Here is a 14,790-nt window from a genome sequence, read left to right as displayed (position 1 = left end):
CCGGGCGAGGGTCGACCCCGCTGCACTGGCGTCTGTTCCTTCCACAGAAGTGGGCAGAGGATCCGGTGCGGTGTGCGAAGGTCGGGGTCCCGCCCGGGCTCGCGCACCGCACCAAGCAGCAGATCGCCCTGGACCTGCTCGACGAACTCGCCGAATGGGGGAACACCCCGCCTCTGGTCATCGCCGACGGCGACTACGGCACCAACGTCGCGTTCCGAACCGGGCTCACAGCCCGCGACATCCGCTGGCTACTGGCAGTCCAGGGGGACACGGTGGTCCTGCCCGCCACGGGCACGCCGGTCACCGCCTGGCTTCCTGCACGAGCAGGGCAGCTCGTACAGCCGCACCCGGTGTCGCGGAATGCCGCCTCGTCCTCCAGCGGGGTAGGTGATCTGCTGCCATGCCTCCTGCGGGATGGCGAGGACGGAGCGGGGTGTAGGCGAAGCCGATGTCGGTGCGGGCGGCCACCCGGTACCAGGCCGCGGCGAGCAGCCCGGCGCGCCAGGTGCTGCTCCTCCTCCCAGGAGCGGTCCATCGGCAGGGTGCGGTTGTCGAGGTCGAGGGCGTGAGCGGTATCGGTCAGGCGCTCGTGGAGTTGGACACCGGCCTCGTGCAGCGGGCGGCCGAGCGCAGGGTTGCCGATGAGACCGCTGAACGTGATCCCGGCGCGGGTCGCCTCGTCCGGTGGGGCGGCGGCCGTGAACGCCAGACACAGCCGCTGGTCGATCGCGGTGGCTATCGGCCTCTCGGGTGAGCTTCGGCCTGGGCGAGGTTCAGGAGGCGTAGTTCGCATGGATAGTTCTGGGTACGGCATGCACTGGATTCGATGACTATTCGAGGCAGACAGCGCCCGGCGTGTCTCCGTCCCGCTACCGGCCGCGACGGCAGAGGTCGTACCCGCACGGTCGGCGTCATGCTGGTCGGTGCCGGCTACGAGCAGGACAGGTGAAGGAGGAGACTTTGGCACCTCTGGCTCGGATTCCTTGGAGGGCGGGGGCTTCGTCCTGGTCGAGGCGCCGGGTGCGGCGGAGGGGCCGGTGAAGGCCGGCCGTGTCACCGACGCCATTCATGACCTGCCCGTGAGTCTGCAGGGGGCCTTGGAGCCGATCACCGGGGGGCCCGCGCGACACCCGACCAACTGCGCAGGGTCGGCCCTGGCGGGATCACCGTCGAGTTCGGGATCGACCTCGCGGTCGAAGCCGGGGTCGTGATCACCAAGAGCGGTGCCAACTACCACCCGAAGGTGACCGTGATGTGGAACAGGAATCGTCCCAGCAGCCCGGGCGCTCAGGGTGCGGGCTTGGCCGATGGATAACGTCGATGACGGGCCGGGCAGTGGCCGTACGCCGGGACTGCTTTCCGCCGTGGCCCAGGTCCTCGGAGCGGGCGGTGAGGTGGTCGGGGCGGGCTTCCTGGTGGCCGAGGGCCTCCTGGTCACGTGCGCGCACGTGGTGGCTGCCGCCGGAAGCGGGCCCGGTGAGCGGGTGCGGCTGGTCTTTCCGTACGCGGACGATGCGCCGCAGGTGGAGGGCCGCGTCCTGGACGAGGCCTGGCGTGTCCCGGAAGGCGACGACGTCGCTGTCGTGCGCCTGAACGGGACCACTGCAGGTATGGAGCCGTTGCCGTTGGGCGCTGCGGCGGGCTGCCGGGGCCACCGGGTGCGGTCGTTCGGGTTCCCCGCACAGGCCCCGCCGGGCGGGCACTTCGGCTTCGGGGTGGCCGGTGATCTGCTGCCGCCCGGGGCGGGCAGGGGCGCGCTGCTGCAGTTGACCGGTGCCAACGACCTGACCACCGGGTTCAGTGGCGGCCCGGTCCTGGACGAGGTGACCGGCCTGGTCGTTGGCATGGTCACCGAGATCACCGCCCCCGACGCCTTTGAGCGGGGGCAGGGCATCGCCTATGCCACACCGACGCGGACACTGCGGGAGATCCGGCCCGACCTGGCCGAGCGGGACGTGTGCCCCTACCGGGGACTGGAACCGTTCACCGCGGAGCAGGCCCGGTGGTTCGAGGGCCGCAGGGACGCGGTACGGCGGGTGCTGGCGAACCTGGCCCGGCACAGGCGGCTGACGCTGCTGCTCGGACCCTCAGGATCGGGCAAGTCGTCCCTGATCCAGGCCGGCGTCCTACCCGCCCTCGCCGCAGGTGAACTACCGGGCAGCGAACGGTGGTTAACCGTGCTCGCCAGACCGAGGCAGGATCTGACGGCCGAACTCGAACACGCCGGGCTCCCCGGAGCCGCCACCGACGGGATCGTCACCGCCGTCACCCGCAGACTCGCGGCCGCCCCCGACTGTCAGCGCATCATCCTCATCATCGACCAGTTCGAGGAGTTCCTCGCCCAGCCCGCCGACGGCCGACGGCCGGACCGCCGCCTGGCCATCGCGGACCAGCTCGCCGCGGCGGTCGACTCGATCGCCCGGCTCCGGGTGATCCTGATCATGCGCGATGATTTCTACCACCAACTCGCCGCCCTAGCACCGAAGTTGCTGCACGCCGCGATGCCTGGGCTCCTCAACGTGCCGGGCAGCCTGAGCCAGGACGACCTGCGCGACATCATCACCCTGCCCGCCCAGGACGTGGGCGCCCGCTTCCAGCCCGGACTGCCCGAGCAGATCGTCACCGACGTCCTTGCCGCCACCCTCGAGGGGACCGCCACCCGCCAGGCTCCCGTCACCGTCCTGCCCCTGCTGGAGCTGACCCTCAGCCAGCTCTGGCAAGACCGCCAGGACGGCTACCTCACCCATGACGCCTACCGGCGCATCGGCGCGGTCACCGGGAGCCTGACCACCTGGTGCGACACCGCCCTCGACCAGCTAGCCCCCGACCACCAGTCCATCGCACGGCGGATCCTGACCTCCCTGGTTCGCCCGGCCGACCCGAGCCACCAGATTCCGGCCATCCGCGCACAGGTCCCCCTGCGGGAGCTGCGCGAAATGGCAGCCGACCCCGACGCCGTTCCCGGCAGCGAGCGAGCCATCGACGCCGTCCTCGCCGCCCTCACCAACTATCGGATCATCACCACCTACACGCCCCGCGCGCCCGTAGGATCCGACGCCCCGGCCGGACAGCCGGTTGCCGAGCTCATCCATGACGCGCTCATCCGCGACTGGGGCACGCTACGCGAGTGGGTCAACCAGGACCATCGCTTCCAGGAGTGGCTCGAACACACCCGGGAACGGCGAGCCCGCTGGACCGAGCAGAAGGACCCCGGTGACCTGCTCGGCGGGACGGCGCTCGCGGAAGGCCTCGAATGGTCCCGGCACCGCCGCCTACCGAGCGGGATCGCCGCCTTCCTCACCGCCAGCAGGCAGCGCCAGCAGGCCGTCATCCGGCGCAGCAGACGCCTCAACACGATCCTGGCCGGGGTCCTCGTCCTCGCACTCGCCGCTGCGGGATACGCCGTCTGGCAGCAGCGGACGGCCGTCGCCGAACGGCAGACGGCCCTCTCCCGGCAGCTCGCCCTCCAGGCCGGCACCCTCATCAGCACCAACCCCGACCTCGCCTCGCTGCTGGCCGTCCAGGCGTACCGCACCGGCCACACTCCCGAATCCGTCGAGAGCCTGGACAACGCCGCGTCCCTCCCACTGCAGCGACGCCTGTCCGGTCACACCGACTCGGTCTACTCGGTGGCGTTCAGCCCCGACAGCCGAACCCTGGCAACCGGCAGCGGTGACAGGACCGTTCGGCTGTGGGACGTAGCCACCGGCACTGTTCGCACCACCCTCACCGGCCACACCGACACCGTGTTGTCCGTGGCGTTCAGCCCCGACAGCCGAACCCTGGCAACCGGCAGCGGTGACAGGACCGTTCGCCTGTGGGACGCGGCCACCGGCACCGTTCGCACCACCCTCACCGGCCACACCGACACCGTGTTGTCCGTGGCGTTCAGCCCCGACGGCCACACCCTCGCAACCGCCGGCGCCGACATGACCGTTCGGCTATGGGACGCGGCCACCGGCGCGAACCGCACCACCCTCACCGGCCACACCGGGGACGTCTATTCGGTGGCGTTCAGCCCGGACGGCCACACCCTCGCAACCGCCGGCGCGGACAGGACCGTTCGGCTATGGGACGTGGCCACCGGCGCTGTCCGAGCCACCCTCACCGGCCACGCCAACGAGGTCTACGCGGTGGCGTTCAGCCCCGACGGGAAAACCCTCGCGTCCGGCAGCCGCGACTACACGGCACGGCTGTGGGACGTGGCCACCGGTACAACCCGCTTGACCCTGACCGGCCACAGTGACGCGGTGGTCTCGGCGGCGTTCACTCCCGACGGCCGCACCCTGGCAACCGGCAGTGCCGACAACACCGTCCTGCTGTGGGACGTGGCCACCGGCGCCACCCGCACGCCTCTGACCGGCCACACCGGAGAGGTGTACTCGGTGGCGTTCAGCCCCGACGGGAAAACCCTCGCGTCCGGCAGCGGCGACAAGACCGCGCGGCTGTGGGATGCGGGTACCCGCTCGATGCTGACGGGCCACACGGAACCGGTCTGGTCGGTGGTGTTCAGCCCCGACGGCCACACCCTCGCCACCGGCAGTACCGACCGGACCGCGAAACTGTGGGATCCGGCCACCGGCAGGAGCCTCACCACCCTGACCGGCCACACCGGAGAGGTGTGGTCGGTGGTGTTCACCCCCGACGGGCGCACCCTCGCGACCGGCAGCGGTGACCGGACCGCGAAACTGTGGGACGTGGCCACCGGCAGGAGCCTCACCACCCTGACCGGCCACACCGACATGGTGATGTCGGTGGCGTTCAGCCCGGACGGGAAGACCCTCGCCACCGCCAGCCGCGACCACACCGTGAAGCTGTGGGATGTGGCCACCGGCACTGCCCGCTCAACCCTGACCGGCCACACCAACACGGTGTTCTCGGTGGCGTTCGGTCCTGACGGTCACACCCTGGCAACCGCCGGCGCGGACAGGACCGTTCGACTGTGGGACGTGGCCACCGGCAGGAGCCTCAGGACGCTGACCGGCCACACCAGCGCGGTCTGGTCGGTGGCGTTCAGCCCGGACGGGAAAGCCCTCGCCACCGCCGGCGGCGACAACACCGCACGGCTGTGGGACGTGGCCACCGGCAGGAGCCTCACCACCCTGACCGGCCACACCAACACGGTGTTCTCGGCGGCGTTCAGCCCCGACGGGAAGACCCTCGCCACCGCCAGCCGCGACCACACCGTGAAGCTGTGGGACGTGGCCACCGGCACAGCCCGCGCCACCCTGACCGGCCACACCGACATGGTGTTGTCGGTGGCGTTCAGCCCCGACGGAAGAACCATCGCCACCGGTAGTTACGACGACACCGCACGGCTGCGGACCATCGTCCTCCCCCGACCCGCGGCAGCGGTCGAGCGAATCTGCCGGGCCGTCGGCCGGGGTCTGACCCAGGAGGAGCGGGCGGCGTACCTGCCGGGCCAGTCAGCCGGTCCGGTATGTCCGCCCGGCTGAACCCGGGGGTTCATGGGCTTGATTCGCTTTGACGGACACCCCTGATCAGGGGCTTCGGCCCCGGTGAGGATGATGTCCATCATGGAGAGCATGGGGAAGAGGAAGCCACGCCCTCGCCGCTCGTTCACGCCGGACTTCACGGCCGAGATCGTCGAGCTGTGCCGACGCGGCGACCGCTCGGTCGGTCAGGTCGCCAAAGACTTCGACCTGACCGAGACCGCGGCGCCCGACTGGGTGAAGCAGGCCCAGGTCGATGCCGGCGAACGCGACGGCCTGACCAGCGACGAGCGCGAGGAACCGCCCGCCCCCCGGCCGTCGGTTCAGGCGGCCGTGCCCGCCGGGACCGGTGGGGGCGACGGCGAGGGATGATCCGGGTCCTGTTCATCTAGTTCGTGCGGCTCGCCGGCGGGGAAGCCGACGGGGACGGGCGGCAGCCGGAGGGCGGCAGGGATTTCGCCGCCGTGGTCGCCGCCGCCGCCCGTCGGGGGCACGCGGTCCCGGTCCCGCCGGAGGAGGACGACGTCGCGGACCCCCAGGGGAGGCCCTCAGCGGCGCTGGCCCGGTGCGCCCGCGAGATCGACGACGCGGTAGGAAGGCTCGTCGGGTTGTGCGAAGCCTCGGTAACGCTTCAGGCCGTAGCGCCCTTGCGTAGAGAAGACGGATAAAGAGAAGGCGCGGATAGGTGTGCCGAGTCGGGTGCGGGCGGCTGTTGTGGCGGCGGATCGTCCAGACAGAATGAGGGCGTAGACCGTCATGGTTGTCCGGTGCCCGCAGCTTCAGCAGCGACTCGGCTCTGCGGCCGCTGGCTTTGGTGATCTTGTTCAACGAGAGGTGTCAGGATGGAGCGGCAGCTGAGCATCGCGGTGGCGCAACCGCGGTGTGTGGCATACGACGTGACGGCCAACGCGATGGCCCACGCGGAGGCAGTTCGGGCGGCGGGCGCGCGGGTGGTGGTCTTCCCCGAGATGTCGCTGACGGGATACGAACTGGACGCCGCGCCGGTCTCCCCGGACGATGAACGGCTGGCTCCGATCGTCACCGCGTGCGCCGAGACTGGGACACTCGCCCTGGTCGGTGCGCCCGTGCCGGGCCCGCGTATCGGCGTCCTGGCTGTGGACGGAGAGGGCGCGCGAGTGGCCTATGGGAAGGTCTGCCTTCATGACAGCGAGGCCACCCGCTTCGTGCCGGGGGAACCGGCCGTGATCGAAGTGGACGGGTGGCGACTGGGGCTCGCCATCTGCCGTGACACCGGCATACCCGAGCATGCCGCGAAGACGGCGGCGTTGGGTATCGATGGCTACGTAGCGGGGGTTGTCCATGCCGACGACGAGGCCGACGTTCATGGCGAGCGCGCCCTGCGAGTCGCCGCGGACCATGATGTGTGGGTTGCCACAGCGGCTTTCGCGGGCCCGACCGGCGGCGGATTCGACCGCACGTCCGGCCGTTCGGGAATCTGGTCGGCCGGCGGAGAGCTGATGGCCGAAGCGAGCGCTGCCCCAGACGACGTCGTGCGGGCCGTTTTCACCAAGGGTTCGCCCTGATTGGGGGATGTTCATCGCCGATATCGGGGGCGGTTGTCCCAGCGGTGGGTGGTCCAAGCTCGCCGGATCAGGCTGCGGACGGTGATGACGGTGTCGCCGGAGAGCCTGTGTCGGTCGTGCGAGCACCGCCGTCCCCGGGGTTTAGAGGGCGCCCAACCCGGTCGCATCTCATGCGCGGGCAACGTGACAACCCCGATGGGGTCCCGGCGGGCGGTCACCGCTTGCCGGTAGGCCGACCGCAAGGAAGGTCCAGATCCCCAGCGGGAGCAGGATGACCCAAGAAGCGAACGCCGGCACGCCGAAAGGCACCAGGAACCCGGAAGCCCCGAGTACTGCACCCCCTGCAGTGGTTTCCGGCCAACTGGCCGGATACGGGGCCATGTGTCCCGACTCGAAAGGGTGCCCACGTGGGTCGGGTGAGTCTGTGCGGACTCGATGAGCGGTGGCACCGGAACCGAGGGATAAGTTGGACGCCTTCTGGCGAACGGACCCAAGGACGACGCCTTGGACTGGCTGTCGATCGACTGGCGGCAGGCCGAGGAGGACGTACGGCGTCTTCGGCAGCGAATCTTCACGGCATCGCAGGCGGGGGACCTCAAGAGGGTCCGCAACCTGCAGAAGTTGATGCTCCGCTCCCGCTCGAATGCTCTGACGAGCGTCCAGCGGGTCGCGGAACGCAACGCCGGTCGTCAAACGGCGGGCATCGACGGCAGGACCGCGCTGCTGCCTCGGAGAAGGAACCAACGATCGGCATGATCACGCTCGATCGGCGCGACTCGGAGCGCAAGGGTCACATCCGTCCGGAAGGCGGGGAACCCGAGCTCGGCTACATGTTCACGTCGCCGAGGGCCGCGAGGTCGTCCCCGCCCACGCTCGTGCGTTTCGCGCTTATCCCTCTCCCAAGACCCAAGGGGGTTGACGCATGCGACAACCCTCGTATGGTTGACGCATGCGGAAACCTATCCCGAGGGACACCATGGGCCCCACCCCGCCGAGCAATCCCGGCGGACGCCCCGAAGTCGGCCCCAAGATCGATGTTCGCCTCCCGCGCGACACTCTCCGGCGTCTCGACGACCGGGCCGAAGCCGCCCGCAAGTCCCGTGCCGACACCCTCCGCACCCTCATCGACGACGGCCTCGAACACCCCCGCACCCTCGCGGAGCTCGCCGCCGAACGCCCCCTCGAACTCGTCGACCAGGTCGTCGACGGCGACCGCCCCCACGGCGTCTCCGTCCACAGCAGCGGCCGCACGTTCTGGCTCTCCAACTGCCCGGACGGACGGATCCTCGCCTACAGTCGGGACACGCACCTCATCGCCGCCTTCCAAGGCGCGGCGCTGCTCGCCTTCCAGCGCGTCCCCGTCAGCGAAGTGACTCCCCATCTGCACTCCGACGAGCCCGCCTTCCCCGCCCTGGTCGCCGCCGGACGGGCCATCCTCGACGACATCGACGCACAGGAACGCCTCCTGACGCGGAACCTCAACACCATGCACTGGCCGCCCATGCTCTGACCAATGTCCTCCCCGCGTGCGCGGGGAGCAGTTGCACGCACAGTCGCCGGGGCCCGATGCGACGGGGCCCGCCCCAGGACCCATCCGAGGCAGGCATCGTGCCGCTCCTATTCGCTGTCGCGGTCCTGGGGGATCACAAAGGCGTGCACGGGACCGTCACAGCCCGACCGAAACCAACCGCGATCAATCGTGACTGCTAGTCACCAAGTGGCGGGTCACTCGCGTGGCGCCGAGGGAATCAACCTTCGATGACACGAACTCGCGTCCGTCAAGGTTCGATGGCACGCAGTCAAAGATCGGTGTCACAGGACACCGGTGGTCTGGCAGGGGAGCCGGCTCGGCTCTACGAGGTGCTGCGGGAGGGCAGGTTCGTGCTGGTGGGCCGCGATGTCGCCGCGGTTGCCGCGCCGTGGGCGGGTTGGGTGGTGACGGCCTCCCCAGCGACCAGCCTGCGCCCGACCCTCCTGGTTCGGCCCGACGGCTATGCCGCGTGGGCGGCCGAGGACCCCGACCCGGACGAGGTGCGCAAGGCCCTGACGCAATGGCTGGGCGCGGTGGACCGCCGGGCGGCGTGAACGGGCCCTCGGTCTCCGAAGCGGATCCCGCCGGTTCCGACAGCGCCCTGGCGGACCGAACCGCCGTACCTGGCTGGGCGTCGACCGACGAAGGCGCTGTTGTCGTGCTGATGCTCACGGCGCGATTGCGGAGCCGGGGCCGCCTGCCGGGGTGTCGCCGATCGGCAGGGCGGGTGCGACTCTGACCAGGCCGTCCGGCCCGACACCGCTGCGGGCGAACCCGGTGCTGCTCCCGGCGATGAGCGGCGCGTCCTACCAGTGGCGCTGACGTCCCGCGCGCATGCCGCAGCCGGTCCGGCAAACGGAGGAGGGCCAGGTCGGGAGGGCCGGGTAGGGTCGCCGGACGCGGCCCGCGTCGGCCTGGCCTGCTGGACACGGTCACTACGGTGAGCCCCATGGACATGCAGACGACGGTCGCGCGCCTGGCCGAGGAAGCCGAGCAACAGATCCGCGACCACGTATGGGAACTGACCCCGGGCGACCGCGGCCTCGCGGTCCAGGTCGAGGCCGGGCTGCGCGAGGCCGTCGGCCCGCCGGACGCCCAGGAGGTCCTGCCGGCCAAGGACCGGCTGGAACACCTGCGGGAAGTCCTCGCCGTCCTCGCCATCGCCCTTGCCAGCACCCACGGCCGCCTGGCCTGGTTCCTCTCCGGCGCCATCGCCGCGCTCGAACCCGTCCTGCGCTGGCGCGCTCTGCCCGCCACAGACGACCACGCCTTCGGCACCGTCCCTCCGGCCCTGGAGCAGTACACCGAAGCCGAGGACACCGTCCGCCGTCTCCAGGCCACCCTCGCCCGCATCACCGCCGGCTGACACTCCGGCAGAGCGCCGACCGCTCGCGCCAGGGCGGCCGCCTCGCTGGCTTTGCTTCCGCACCGGACGGTAGACCACCGCGCCCCTCCAGCCCCGGCGCCTACAACTCACCCCATCCGTACGTCCGCCCGCCCCGGCCGCCGAGCGAATGCCAGACCGGCGCGGCTGGCCCGCGCTGCACCAGGTCTTCGATGCGGGCGGCGCTGGCCGGGACGGCGGTGAGCATCTCGGCGGTGGCCGGGTTCTCCTCGGCGGCGAGGCGTAGGTCCGCCGCGGCGCAGCACGGTCCAGGGCAGGGCCAGCCAGCACACCGACCGTGCCTGGGGCCGCGGTCGCCCGGGCGGAGGGCAGGGGTGGTAGCGACGTGCAGCGCCTGTGCGGGCCACACGGCGCACTCGGGCGGAGCTCTCGGTAACGGGCAGAGCGTGTCCTACCGGGTACCCAGCCCTACTGGGGAGCCGGTCACCGGCGTGGCAACCGTCGGCCCGAGACGCCGGGGACTATGCAGGACCCATGTCCTTCCGGCATCCCGCCGAACGCGCCGACGGTAGTCATGGCCATTTCGAGCGCATGGCCGAGCGTGCCTCGAACTTCACCAGCTCGCCCGTGTTCTTCCTGCTGTGTCTGCTCCTGGTGGCCGCCTTCGTCGCCGTCCACGCAGCCGGCCTTTCCCTGAGCCGCCAGTTACTGATCGGCGACCTGATGACCGCCGTCACCCTGCTGCTGCTCGCGCTGCTGAAGAACGCCGAACGCCGTGCCGAACACGCCATCCAGCGCAAGCTCGACGCGATCGCCGCAGCGCTGCTGGAGCAACGCAGCGGACACACCGATAAAGCGGTCGAGTCCCTGGAGGAAGCGATCCGGCTCGAGGACGAAACCTGAACCACACGCTGGGGCGTTTTCGGCGGTCTCGCTCGGATGCCGAACGGAACCACTCCCCGACCACGGGGTATGTCCTCGAGCGGCGGCCCGTCGCTCATTCCCACACATCGGGGCCGCCGCCCCGCCATTCGACGACTCCGGGATCCTCGATCAGCGCCGCGTCCAGACCGGCGCGCCGCATGAACTCGGTGACATCGGCCGCGCTGTAGGCGTTGCCCACCGGCATCCCGTCCACGTCCACGCGCCGGGTCGCCTCGCCCGAACCGTCGTCGCTCACCGGCTGGACGATCACGTGCGTCCCGCGCCCGGCCCGCGTCTGCGGAGCACCCATCCGCGCAATCCTCAGTGGCCAAGGGCGTTGGCGAGCTGCTTCTTGTTCATCTTCGAACGCCCGTGGATGTTGCGCTGCTTGGCCTCGGTGTACAGCTGCTCCTTGGTGGGGCCTTCGGAGCCGGAGTGCGAACGCTGTCCGCCACGCCGCGAGGAGGACATGTCGTGGGTCGAGGAACGGCTGGCCGTCTTCGACTCGCCGTGCCGGGCCCGTTCCTTGTTCACGGTCCGGGCCGCGATCTCCTTGGCCCGCTTCTCGCTCTCGCCGCGGTCCAGGGCGCTCTCCTTGATGTGCTCGTACTGACGTTCACGCTTCTTGCTCGAACCGGCAGGCATGACGCTTCCTCCTGGGGTGATGCGCTGTGGCGTCTACCCAGAACGTAGTTCTCCACGCCCTCGCGCGCCTGGGCAGGGAGCCGGCCGGCTCTCGCCGTCCCCGTCGCGTAGACCCGACTCGGCGGGTGTCCCGGAACGCCCGAAGCCGGGCCTCGCGTCACGGCGGCACCACGAGTGAGGCGCAGGTCTCCGGCCGGCATGGACTGTGCGCAGAGGCTGCGCCCGGGGGCTGAACGGGCGAACAAACGGCCGTCGATGTCGTGCGGCTGCCGGATGTCGGCCGGCCGGGGCAGCAGGATCAGGACGCACGCCACTCGATTCGCCCGAGAAGGAGCTGTTCGCCCGTGTTGGAGCGCACCCGACGCAAGAACGCCACCGAAGTAACCTTCCTGCTGCCGGCCGACCACCCGCACGGGCAGGTGAGTGTCGTCGGGGACTTCAACGACTGGACCCCCGGCGCCCACCCCTTGGCTCCCCGCAAAGACGGCATGCGCTCGGTGAGTGTCACGCTCCCTGTCGAGAGCCGCATCCACTTCCGCTACCTGGCCGAGGACGGTCTGTGGTTCGACGACTTGGAGGCGGACGGCCACGACGGGACCAACGGCTACCTGCACACCTGAACGGGCCAAGCGATGGCCGCCAACGACCTTCCCCTCAGCCACGACGCCTTCTACCTGCGCGAGACGGCCCGCATGTTCGGCTGGGACGTCACCGACGGTTATCTAGGGCTGCTTGCCCTTCGTCGCAGGTCAGGATGCATCTCCGACCATTAGGCACGTGAGGCATGCGGCTGAGCGCTCGATCCGGCTTGAACGGCCAACTCGGGCGCTCAACTCCCGAAGTGCCGACCACGGCGTACTTCGGAGCTATTGCGGGCCGTTGTGACCGAGCGGCCGAGTTGGCCTGTGAGTGCCTGGAGCGCCGCGCCGAGCAGGCGGGGCTGCGGGCGCTGAGGCATGTGCCCTCGACCGCCGACACGCCCCTTCGGCCCCCTTCCCCGAGCGCGCCGCCCGCCCGGTGGGCAGGAATCATCGGTCGTTCCGGTGGGACTGGCGGAACGCCTCGACGCGTTGCCTCAGGCCCGGCCCTGTGCCTGGCGCTTGTCCACGTACTCGGTGATGATCGAGAAGAACCGCGCCGGGTCCTCGAACGGCAGGCCGTGGCCGCCGGGGACCTGGAGGTAGTCGGCCTGGTGGATGGCGGCGGCCAGTTCGCGTTGGTGGTGGGGCGGGATGATCTGATCGTCGGCGCTCGCCAGCACGAATGTGGGCGCGGTGATCCGGCCCACCGCGTCACGCAGGTCGATTCGGGTGTCGAGTTCTATCTGCCCGAGGATGCACTCGTCGAGCATAGCCGTGAAACCCGCGGCCAGTTCGGCGAACTGCGCTTCGTCGAGGGCGCCGAGGAGACCGGGCCCCATCGCGGTGAGGACCAACTGGCGGGCCAGTAGGGCCGGGTCGGTACGCAGCAGGCGCATCCACAGGTCGAACATGAACGCCTCGCGCGGGGTCGTCCTGACCCATCCGGCGTGCAGGACGAGCGAGGTCACGGCAGCAGGGTGGCGGGCGGCCACGGCCGTGGCGACGACGGCGCCCAGCGAGTGACCGACCAGGTGGAACCGTTCCAGTCCGGCGGCCTGGGCGGTGGCAGCGACCCGGTCGGCGAGTGAGTCCAGGTCGATCGGTGCGGGGTCGACGGGGGTGGCGCCGGCGCCGGGCAGGTTCGGGGCGACGACGGTGTACCGGTCACGCATCGCCTCGAAAAGAGCTCCCCAGTTCGAGGTCGCGTCAGCGCCGGTGCCGTGGATCAGGACCAGGCCCGGGCCGGACCCGACGACGACGTGATCAAGCGGTTCACGGCTGGCCAAGGGGTACCTCCATTGGGTGGGTGGCTGAGTGGCATCCAAAGATAACAGAGTTCTGTCATGTATCAGAGCCCTGCCATTAGCCAGAGTTCGAGCTTGGGGCGTACTCTCACCCTCATGGAGATGCCGATCACGGAACGCCTCGGGCTGCACATCAAGCGGGTGGAGCAGGAGCTGATGGCGGCCAAGCACGCGGCGCTCCGGCCGCTCGGGCTCACGGTTCCGCAGTACGCCGCGCTGTACACGCTCGACGACCAGCCGGGGCTCTCTGCCGCCGCGCTCGCCCGCGCCTGCCTGGTCACCCCGCAGACCATCGCCACCGTGCTCGCCAACCTGGAGGCGAAGGGCCTGATCACCCGCCAGCCGCACCCCTGGCATCGCAAGGTGGCCGAGGTACACCTCACCCACGACGGACGCCGACTGCTCGCGCAGGCTGACGCGAGGGCCGTCGCCATCGAACGACGGATCGCCGACGGCTTCAGCCCCGAAGAACGCGCCCTGCTGATCGACCTGCTGGCCCGCGCATCAAGTCAACTGGTGCTCGCACCAGAGCAGGACTGACACTGCGAGCCGGCCCCCGCTGGCGATGGGCGTGCGGGCGCCGGGGCGGCCGACCAGGTTCGCCCCGCAGCCGACGACGGCGAGCGTGTCGTGCCAGGTGACGTCGATGCCGACATCGTCATCATCGGACGTCAGGTCCGCCATGATCGCGGCGGCACGGTCAGCCGCAGCCTGGCCGGGCTGCCAGTGCGGATCGGTCGGGACGACCGACAAGGCGTCATCGCTGACGGATTCACTCGAACGTGGCTCAGCATGGTAGGTACGGGCCAACTGCAGCGCTCAGACGGCCCACGTGCTCACAGGCCGACTCGGCTGCTCAGTCACACCAAGGTGTTTCGGTCGAAACACCTTCCGGGCGATCATCACACCGCAAGTGGTTCGCCAGGCTGGGGCCAGCTCGTCGCGCATGTGCCTAACGTGCCTGACGAACCCCCGGATAACTGTGAGGCACGTACGGAAACCGGCCTTATGCCTCACGTGCCTTCTCTGAACTACGAGAGGGCTGGCGTCAGGACGTCGGCCAGCCGAGGCTGAACGGGCCAGGGCAGCTCGTCAGCCTCGGTCCTCAGCCTGGCGTACGGTGAGTTGACTGATGGCAGGGATGCCAAGGAAGACCGGGGATGTCTTCCGCTTCTCGTTGACGTCAATCTGGCTGATCTTGTCATCCGTGGCGGCGAGACTGACGGTCAGTTGCTCGACGTCACCCAGCCATCCTTCGCGTTCGGCTTCGGCGATCCTGGCGTGGAGGTTCTCGCGGATCTCTTTGAGGCGAGGTCGTTCGCCTGGCCCCACGATCAGGACCGGGCATCGAACACAGGCTTATCCGAACTAGTGCCGCATCAGACAATGTTCGCCCTCTTGTGACGAGGCGCCCGGTTGCTGCGGCTGGCGGCTCCGGGCGGTCAGAATGATCGCGTGGCTGA

General features: G+C 70.1%; 17 protein-coding genes and 2 pseudogenes. 13 read left to right on the top strand and 6 right to left on the bottom strand.

The window, feature by feature from the left end; translation table 11 throughout:
* From ACWCXH_RS38675 to ACWCXH_RS38655, 5 genes and pseudogenes are all read left to right on the top strand, one after another.
* Positions 1-323: pseudogene (locus ACWCXH_RS38675) on the top strand (transposase); the annotation flags it as partial.
* A gap of 125 nt (positions 324-448) precedes the next feature.
* Complete coding sequence (locus ACWCXH_RS38670; RefSeq protein WP_449806203.1) at positions 449-754, top strand: hypothetical protein; 306 nt, start codon at positions 449-451, stop codon at positions 752-754.
* A gap of 384 nt (positions 755-1,138) precedes the next feature.
* Positions 1,139-1,315, top strand: a complete 177-nt coding sequence (locus ACWCXH_RS38665; protein WP_449806202.1) for a CU044_2847 family protein — start codon at positions 1,139-1,141, stop codon at positions 1,313-1,315.
* A 49-nt stretch (positions 1,316-1,364) separates the two neighbouring features.
* Positions 1,365-5,456, top strand: a complete 4,092-nt coding sequence (locus ACWCXH_RS38660) for an nSTAND1 domain-containing NTPase (protein ID WP_449806201.1) — start codon at positions 1,365-1,367, stop codon at positions 5,454-5,456.
* Between the two features lie 90 nt (positions 5,457-5,546).
* A complete protein-coding gene (locus ACWCXH_RS38655; RefSeq protein WP_449806200.1) occupies positions 5,547-5,825 on the top strand; it encodes a transposase in 279 nt (92 codons plus the stop codon).
* A 176-nt stretch (positions 5,826-6,001) separates the two neighbouring features.
* Here ACWCXH_RS38655 and ACWCXH_RS38650 read toward each other — a convergent pair whose 3' ends face one another.
* A complete protein-coding gene (locus ACWCXH_RS38650) occupies positions 6,002-6,211 on the bottom strand; it encodes a hypothetical protein (RefSeq protein WP_449806199.1) in 210 nt (69 codons plus the stop codon).
* An 84-nt stretch (positions 6,212-6,295) separates the two neighbouring features.
* Here ACWCXH_RS38650 and ACWCXH_RS38645 point away from each other — a divergent pair, with 84 nt between their 5' ends.
* The 6 genes and pseudogenes from ACWCXH_RS38645 to ACWCXH_RS38620 all read left to right on the top strand — a co-directional run bounded on the left by ACWCXH_RS38645 (position 6,296) and on the right by ACWCXH_RS38620 (position 10,776).
* Entirely contained in the window at positions 6,296-6,997 is a 702-nt protein-coding gene (locus tag ACWCXH_RS38645) for a carbon-nitrogen hydrolase family protein (RefSeq protein ID WP_449806198.1), read from the top strand.
* Between the two features lie 477 nt (positions 6,998-7,474).
* Positions 7,475-7,741 (top strand): annotated as a pseudogene (locus ACWCXH_RS38640) (reverse transcriptase N-terminal domain-containing protein); the annotation flags it as partial.
* 205 nt (positions 7,742-7,946) lie between these two features.
* Positions 7,947-8,507, top strand: a complete 561-nt coding sequence (locus ACWCXH_RS38635; RefSeq protein WP_449806197.1) for a hypothetical protein — start codon at positions 7,947-7,949, stop codon at positions 8,505-8,507.
* A gap of 299 nt (positions 8,508-8,806) precedes the next feature.
* Positions 8,807-9,082, top strand: a complete 276-nt coding sequence (locus ACWCXH_RS38630; protein ID WP_449806196.1) for an aromatic-ring hydroxylase C-terminal domain-containing protein — start codon at positions 8,807-8,809, stop codon at positions 9,080-9,082.
* A 395-nt stretch (positions 9,083-9,477) separates the two neighbouring features.
* On the top strand, positions 9,478-9,894 hold the full coding sequence (locus ACWCXH_RS38625; RefSeq protein ID WP_449806195.1) for a hypothetical protein: 417 nt from the start codon (positions 9,478-9,480) through the stop codon (positions 9,892-9,894).
* Between the two features lie 513 nt (positions 9,895-10,407).
* Positions 10,408-10,776 (top strand): low affinity iron permease family protein, encoded by a 369-nt coding sequence (locus ACWCXH_RS38620; RefSeq protein ID WP_449806194.1) that lies wholly within the window; start codon positions 10,408-10,410, stop codon positions 10,774-10,776.
* A 94-nt stretch (positions 10,777-10,870) separates the two neighbouring features.
* Here the strand turns inward: ACWCXH_RS38620 and ACWCXH_RS38615 are convergent, their stop codons facing one another.
* Entirely contained in the window at positions 10,871-11,107 is a 237-nt protein-coding gene (locus ACWCXH_RS38615) for a hypothetical protein (protein WP_449806193.1), read from the bottom strand.
* A gap of 11 nt (positions 11,108-11,118) precedes the next feature.
* Positions 11,119-11,442: a plasmid stabilization protein gene (locus ACWCXH_RS38610; protein ID WP_449806192.1), complete on the bottom strand. Its 324-nt coding sequence runs from the start codon at positions 11,440-11,442 to the stop codon at positions 11,119-11,121.
* A gap of 344 nt (positions 11,443-11,786) precedes the next feature.
* Here ACWCXH_RS38610 and ACWCXH_RS38605 point away from each other — a divergent pair, with 344 nt between their 5' ends.
* Positions 11,787-12,062, top strand: coding sequence for an isoamylase early set domain-containing protein (locus tag ACWCXH_RS38605; protein WP_449806191.1), 276 nt, complete (start codon positions 11,787-11,789; stop codon positions 12,060-12,062).
* A gap of 455 nt (positions 12,063-12,517) precedes the next feature.
* Here ACWCXH_RS38605 and ACWCXH_RS38600 read toward each other — a convergent pair whose 3' ends face one another.
* Entirely contained in the window at positions 12,518-13,309 is a 792-nt protein-coding gene (locus tag ACWCXH_RS38600; RefSeq protein WP_449806190.1) for an alpha/beta fold hydrolase, read from the bottom strand.
* Between the two features lie 114 nt (positions 13,310-13,423).
* On the opposite strand from ACWCXH_RS38600, the gene ACWCXH_RS38595 reads away from it, so the two are divergent.
* On the top strand, positions 13,424-13,867 hold the full coding sequence (locus ACWCXH_RS38595) for a MarR family winged helix-turn-helix transcriptional regulator (RefSeq protein WP_449806189.1): 444 nt from the start codon (positions 13,424-13,426) through the stop codon (positions 13,865-13,867).
* Here the strand turns inward: ACWCXH_RS38595 and ACWCXH_RS38590 are convergent.
* On the bottom strand, positions 13,832-14,080 hold the full coding sequence (locus tag ACWCXH_RS38590; protein ID WP_449806188.1) for a hypothetical protein: 249 nt from the start codon (positions 14,078-14,080) through the stop codon (positions 13,832-13,834). The two genes, ACWCXH_RS38595 and ACWCXH_RS38590, sit on opposite strands and share 36 nt — an antisense overlap.
* Before the next feature lie 339 nt (positions 14,081-14,419).
* Entirely contained in the window at positions 14,420-14,659 is a 240-nt protein-coding gene (locus ACWCXH_RS38585) for a hypothetical protein (protein WP_449806187.1), read from the bottom strand.
* Between the last annotated feature and the right edge of the window lie 131 nt (positions 14,660-14,790).

Source organism: Kitasatospora sp. NPDC001660, assembly GCF_053596725.1.
Note: the sequence above shows the minus strand (reverse complement) of the source record. Positions and strands in the feature narration are given on the sequence as shown.

Excerpts from the sequence above, each read along its gene's own strand:
- ACWCXH_RS38670 (WP_449806203.1), top strand. The coding sequence starts at position 449 with ATGTCGGTGCGGGCGGCCACCCGGTACCAGGCCGCGGCGAGCAGCCCG.
- ACWCXH_RS38655 (WP_449806200.1), top strand. The coding sequence starts at position 5,547 with ATGGGGAAGAGGAAGCCACGCCCTCGCCGCTCGTTCACGCCGGACTTC.
- ACWCXH_RS38650 (WP_449806199.1), bottom strand. The coding sequence starts at position 6,211 with ATGACGGTCTACGCCCTCATTCTGTCTGGACGATCCGCCGCCACAACA.
- ACWCXH_RS38645 (WP_449806198.1), top strand. The coding sequence starts at position 6,296 with ATGGAGCGGCAGCTGAGCATCGCGGTGGCGCAACCGCGGTGTGTGGCA.
- ACWCXH_RS38635 (WP_449806197.1), top strand. The coding sequence starts at position 7,947 with ATGCGGAAACCTATCCCGAGGGACACCATGGGCCCCACCCCGCCGAGC.
- ACWCXH_RS38625 (WP_449806195.1), top strand. The coding sequence starts at position 9,478 with ATGGACATGCAGACGACGGTCGCGCGCCTGGCCGAGGAAGCCGAGCAA.
- ACWCXH_RS38620 (WP_449806194.1), top strand. The coding sequence starts at position 10,408 with ATGTCCTTCCGGCATCCCGCCGAACGCGCCGACGGTAGTCATGGCCAT.
- ACWCXH_RS38615 (WP_449806193.1), bottom strand. The coding sequence starts at position 11,107 with ATGGGTGCTCCGCAGACGCGGGCCGGGCGCGGGACGCACGTGATCGTC.
- ACWCXH_RS38610 (WP_449806192.1), bottom strand. The coding sequence starts at position 11,442 with ATGCCTGCCGGTTCGAGCAAGAAGCGTGAACGTCAGTACGAGCACATC.
- ACWCXH_RS38595 (WP_449806189.1), top strand. The coding sequence starts at position 13,424 with ATGGAGATGCCGATCACGGAACGCCTCGGGCTGCACATCAAGCGGGTG.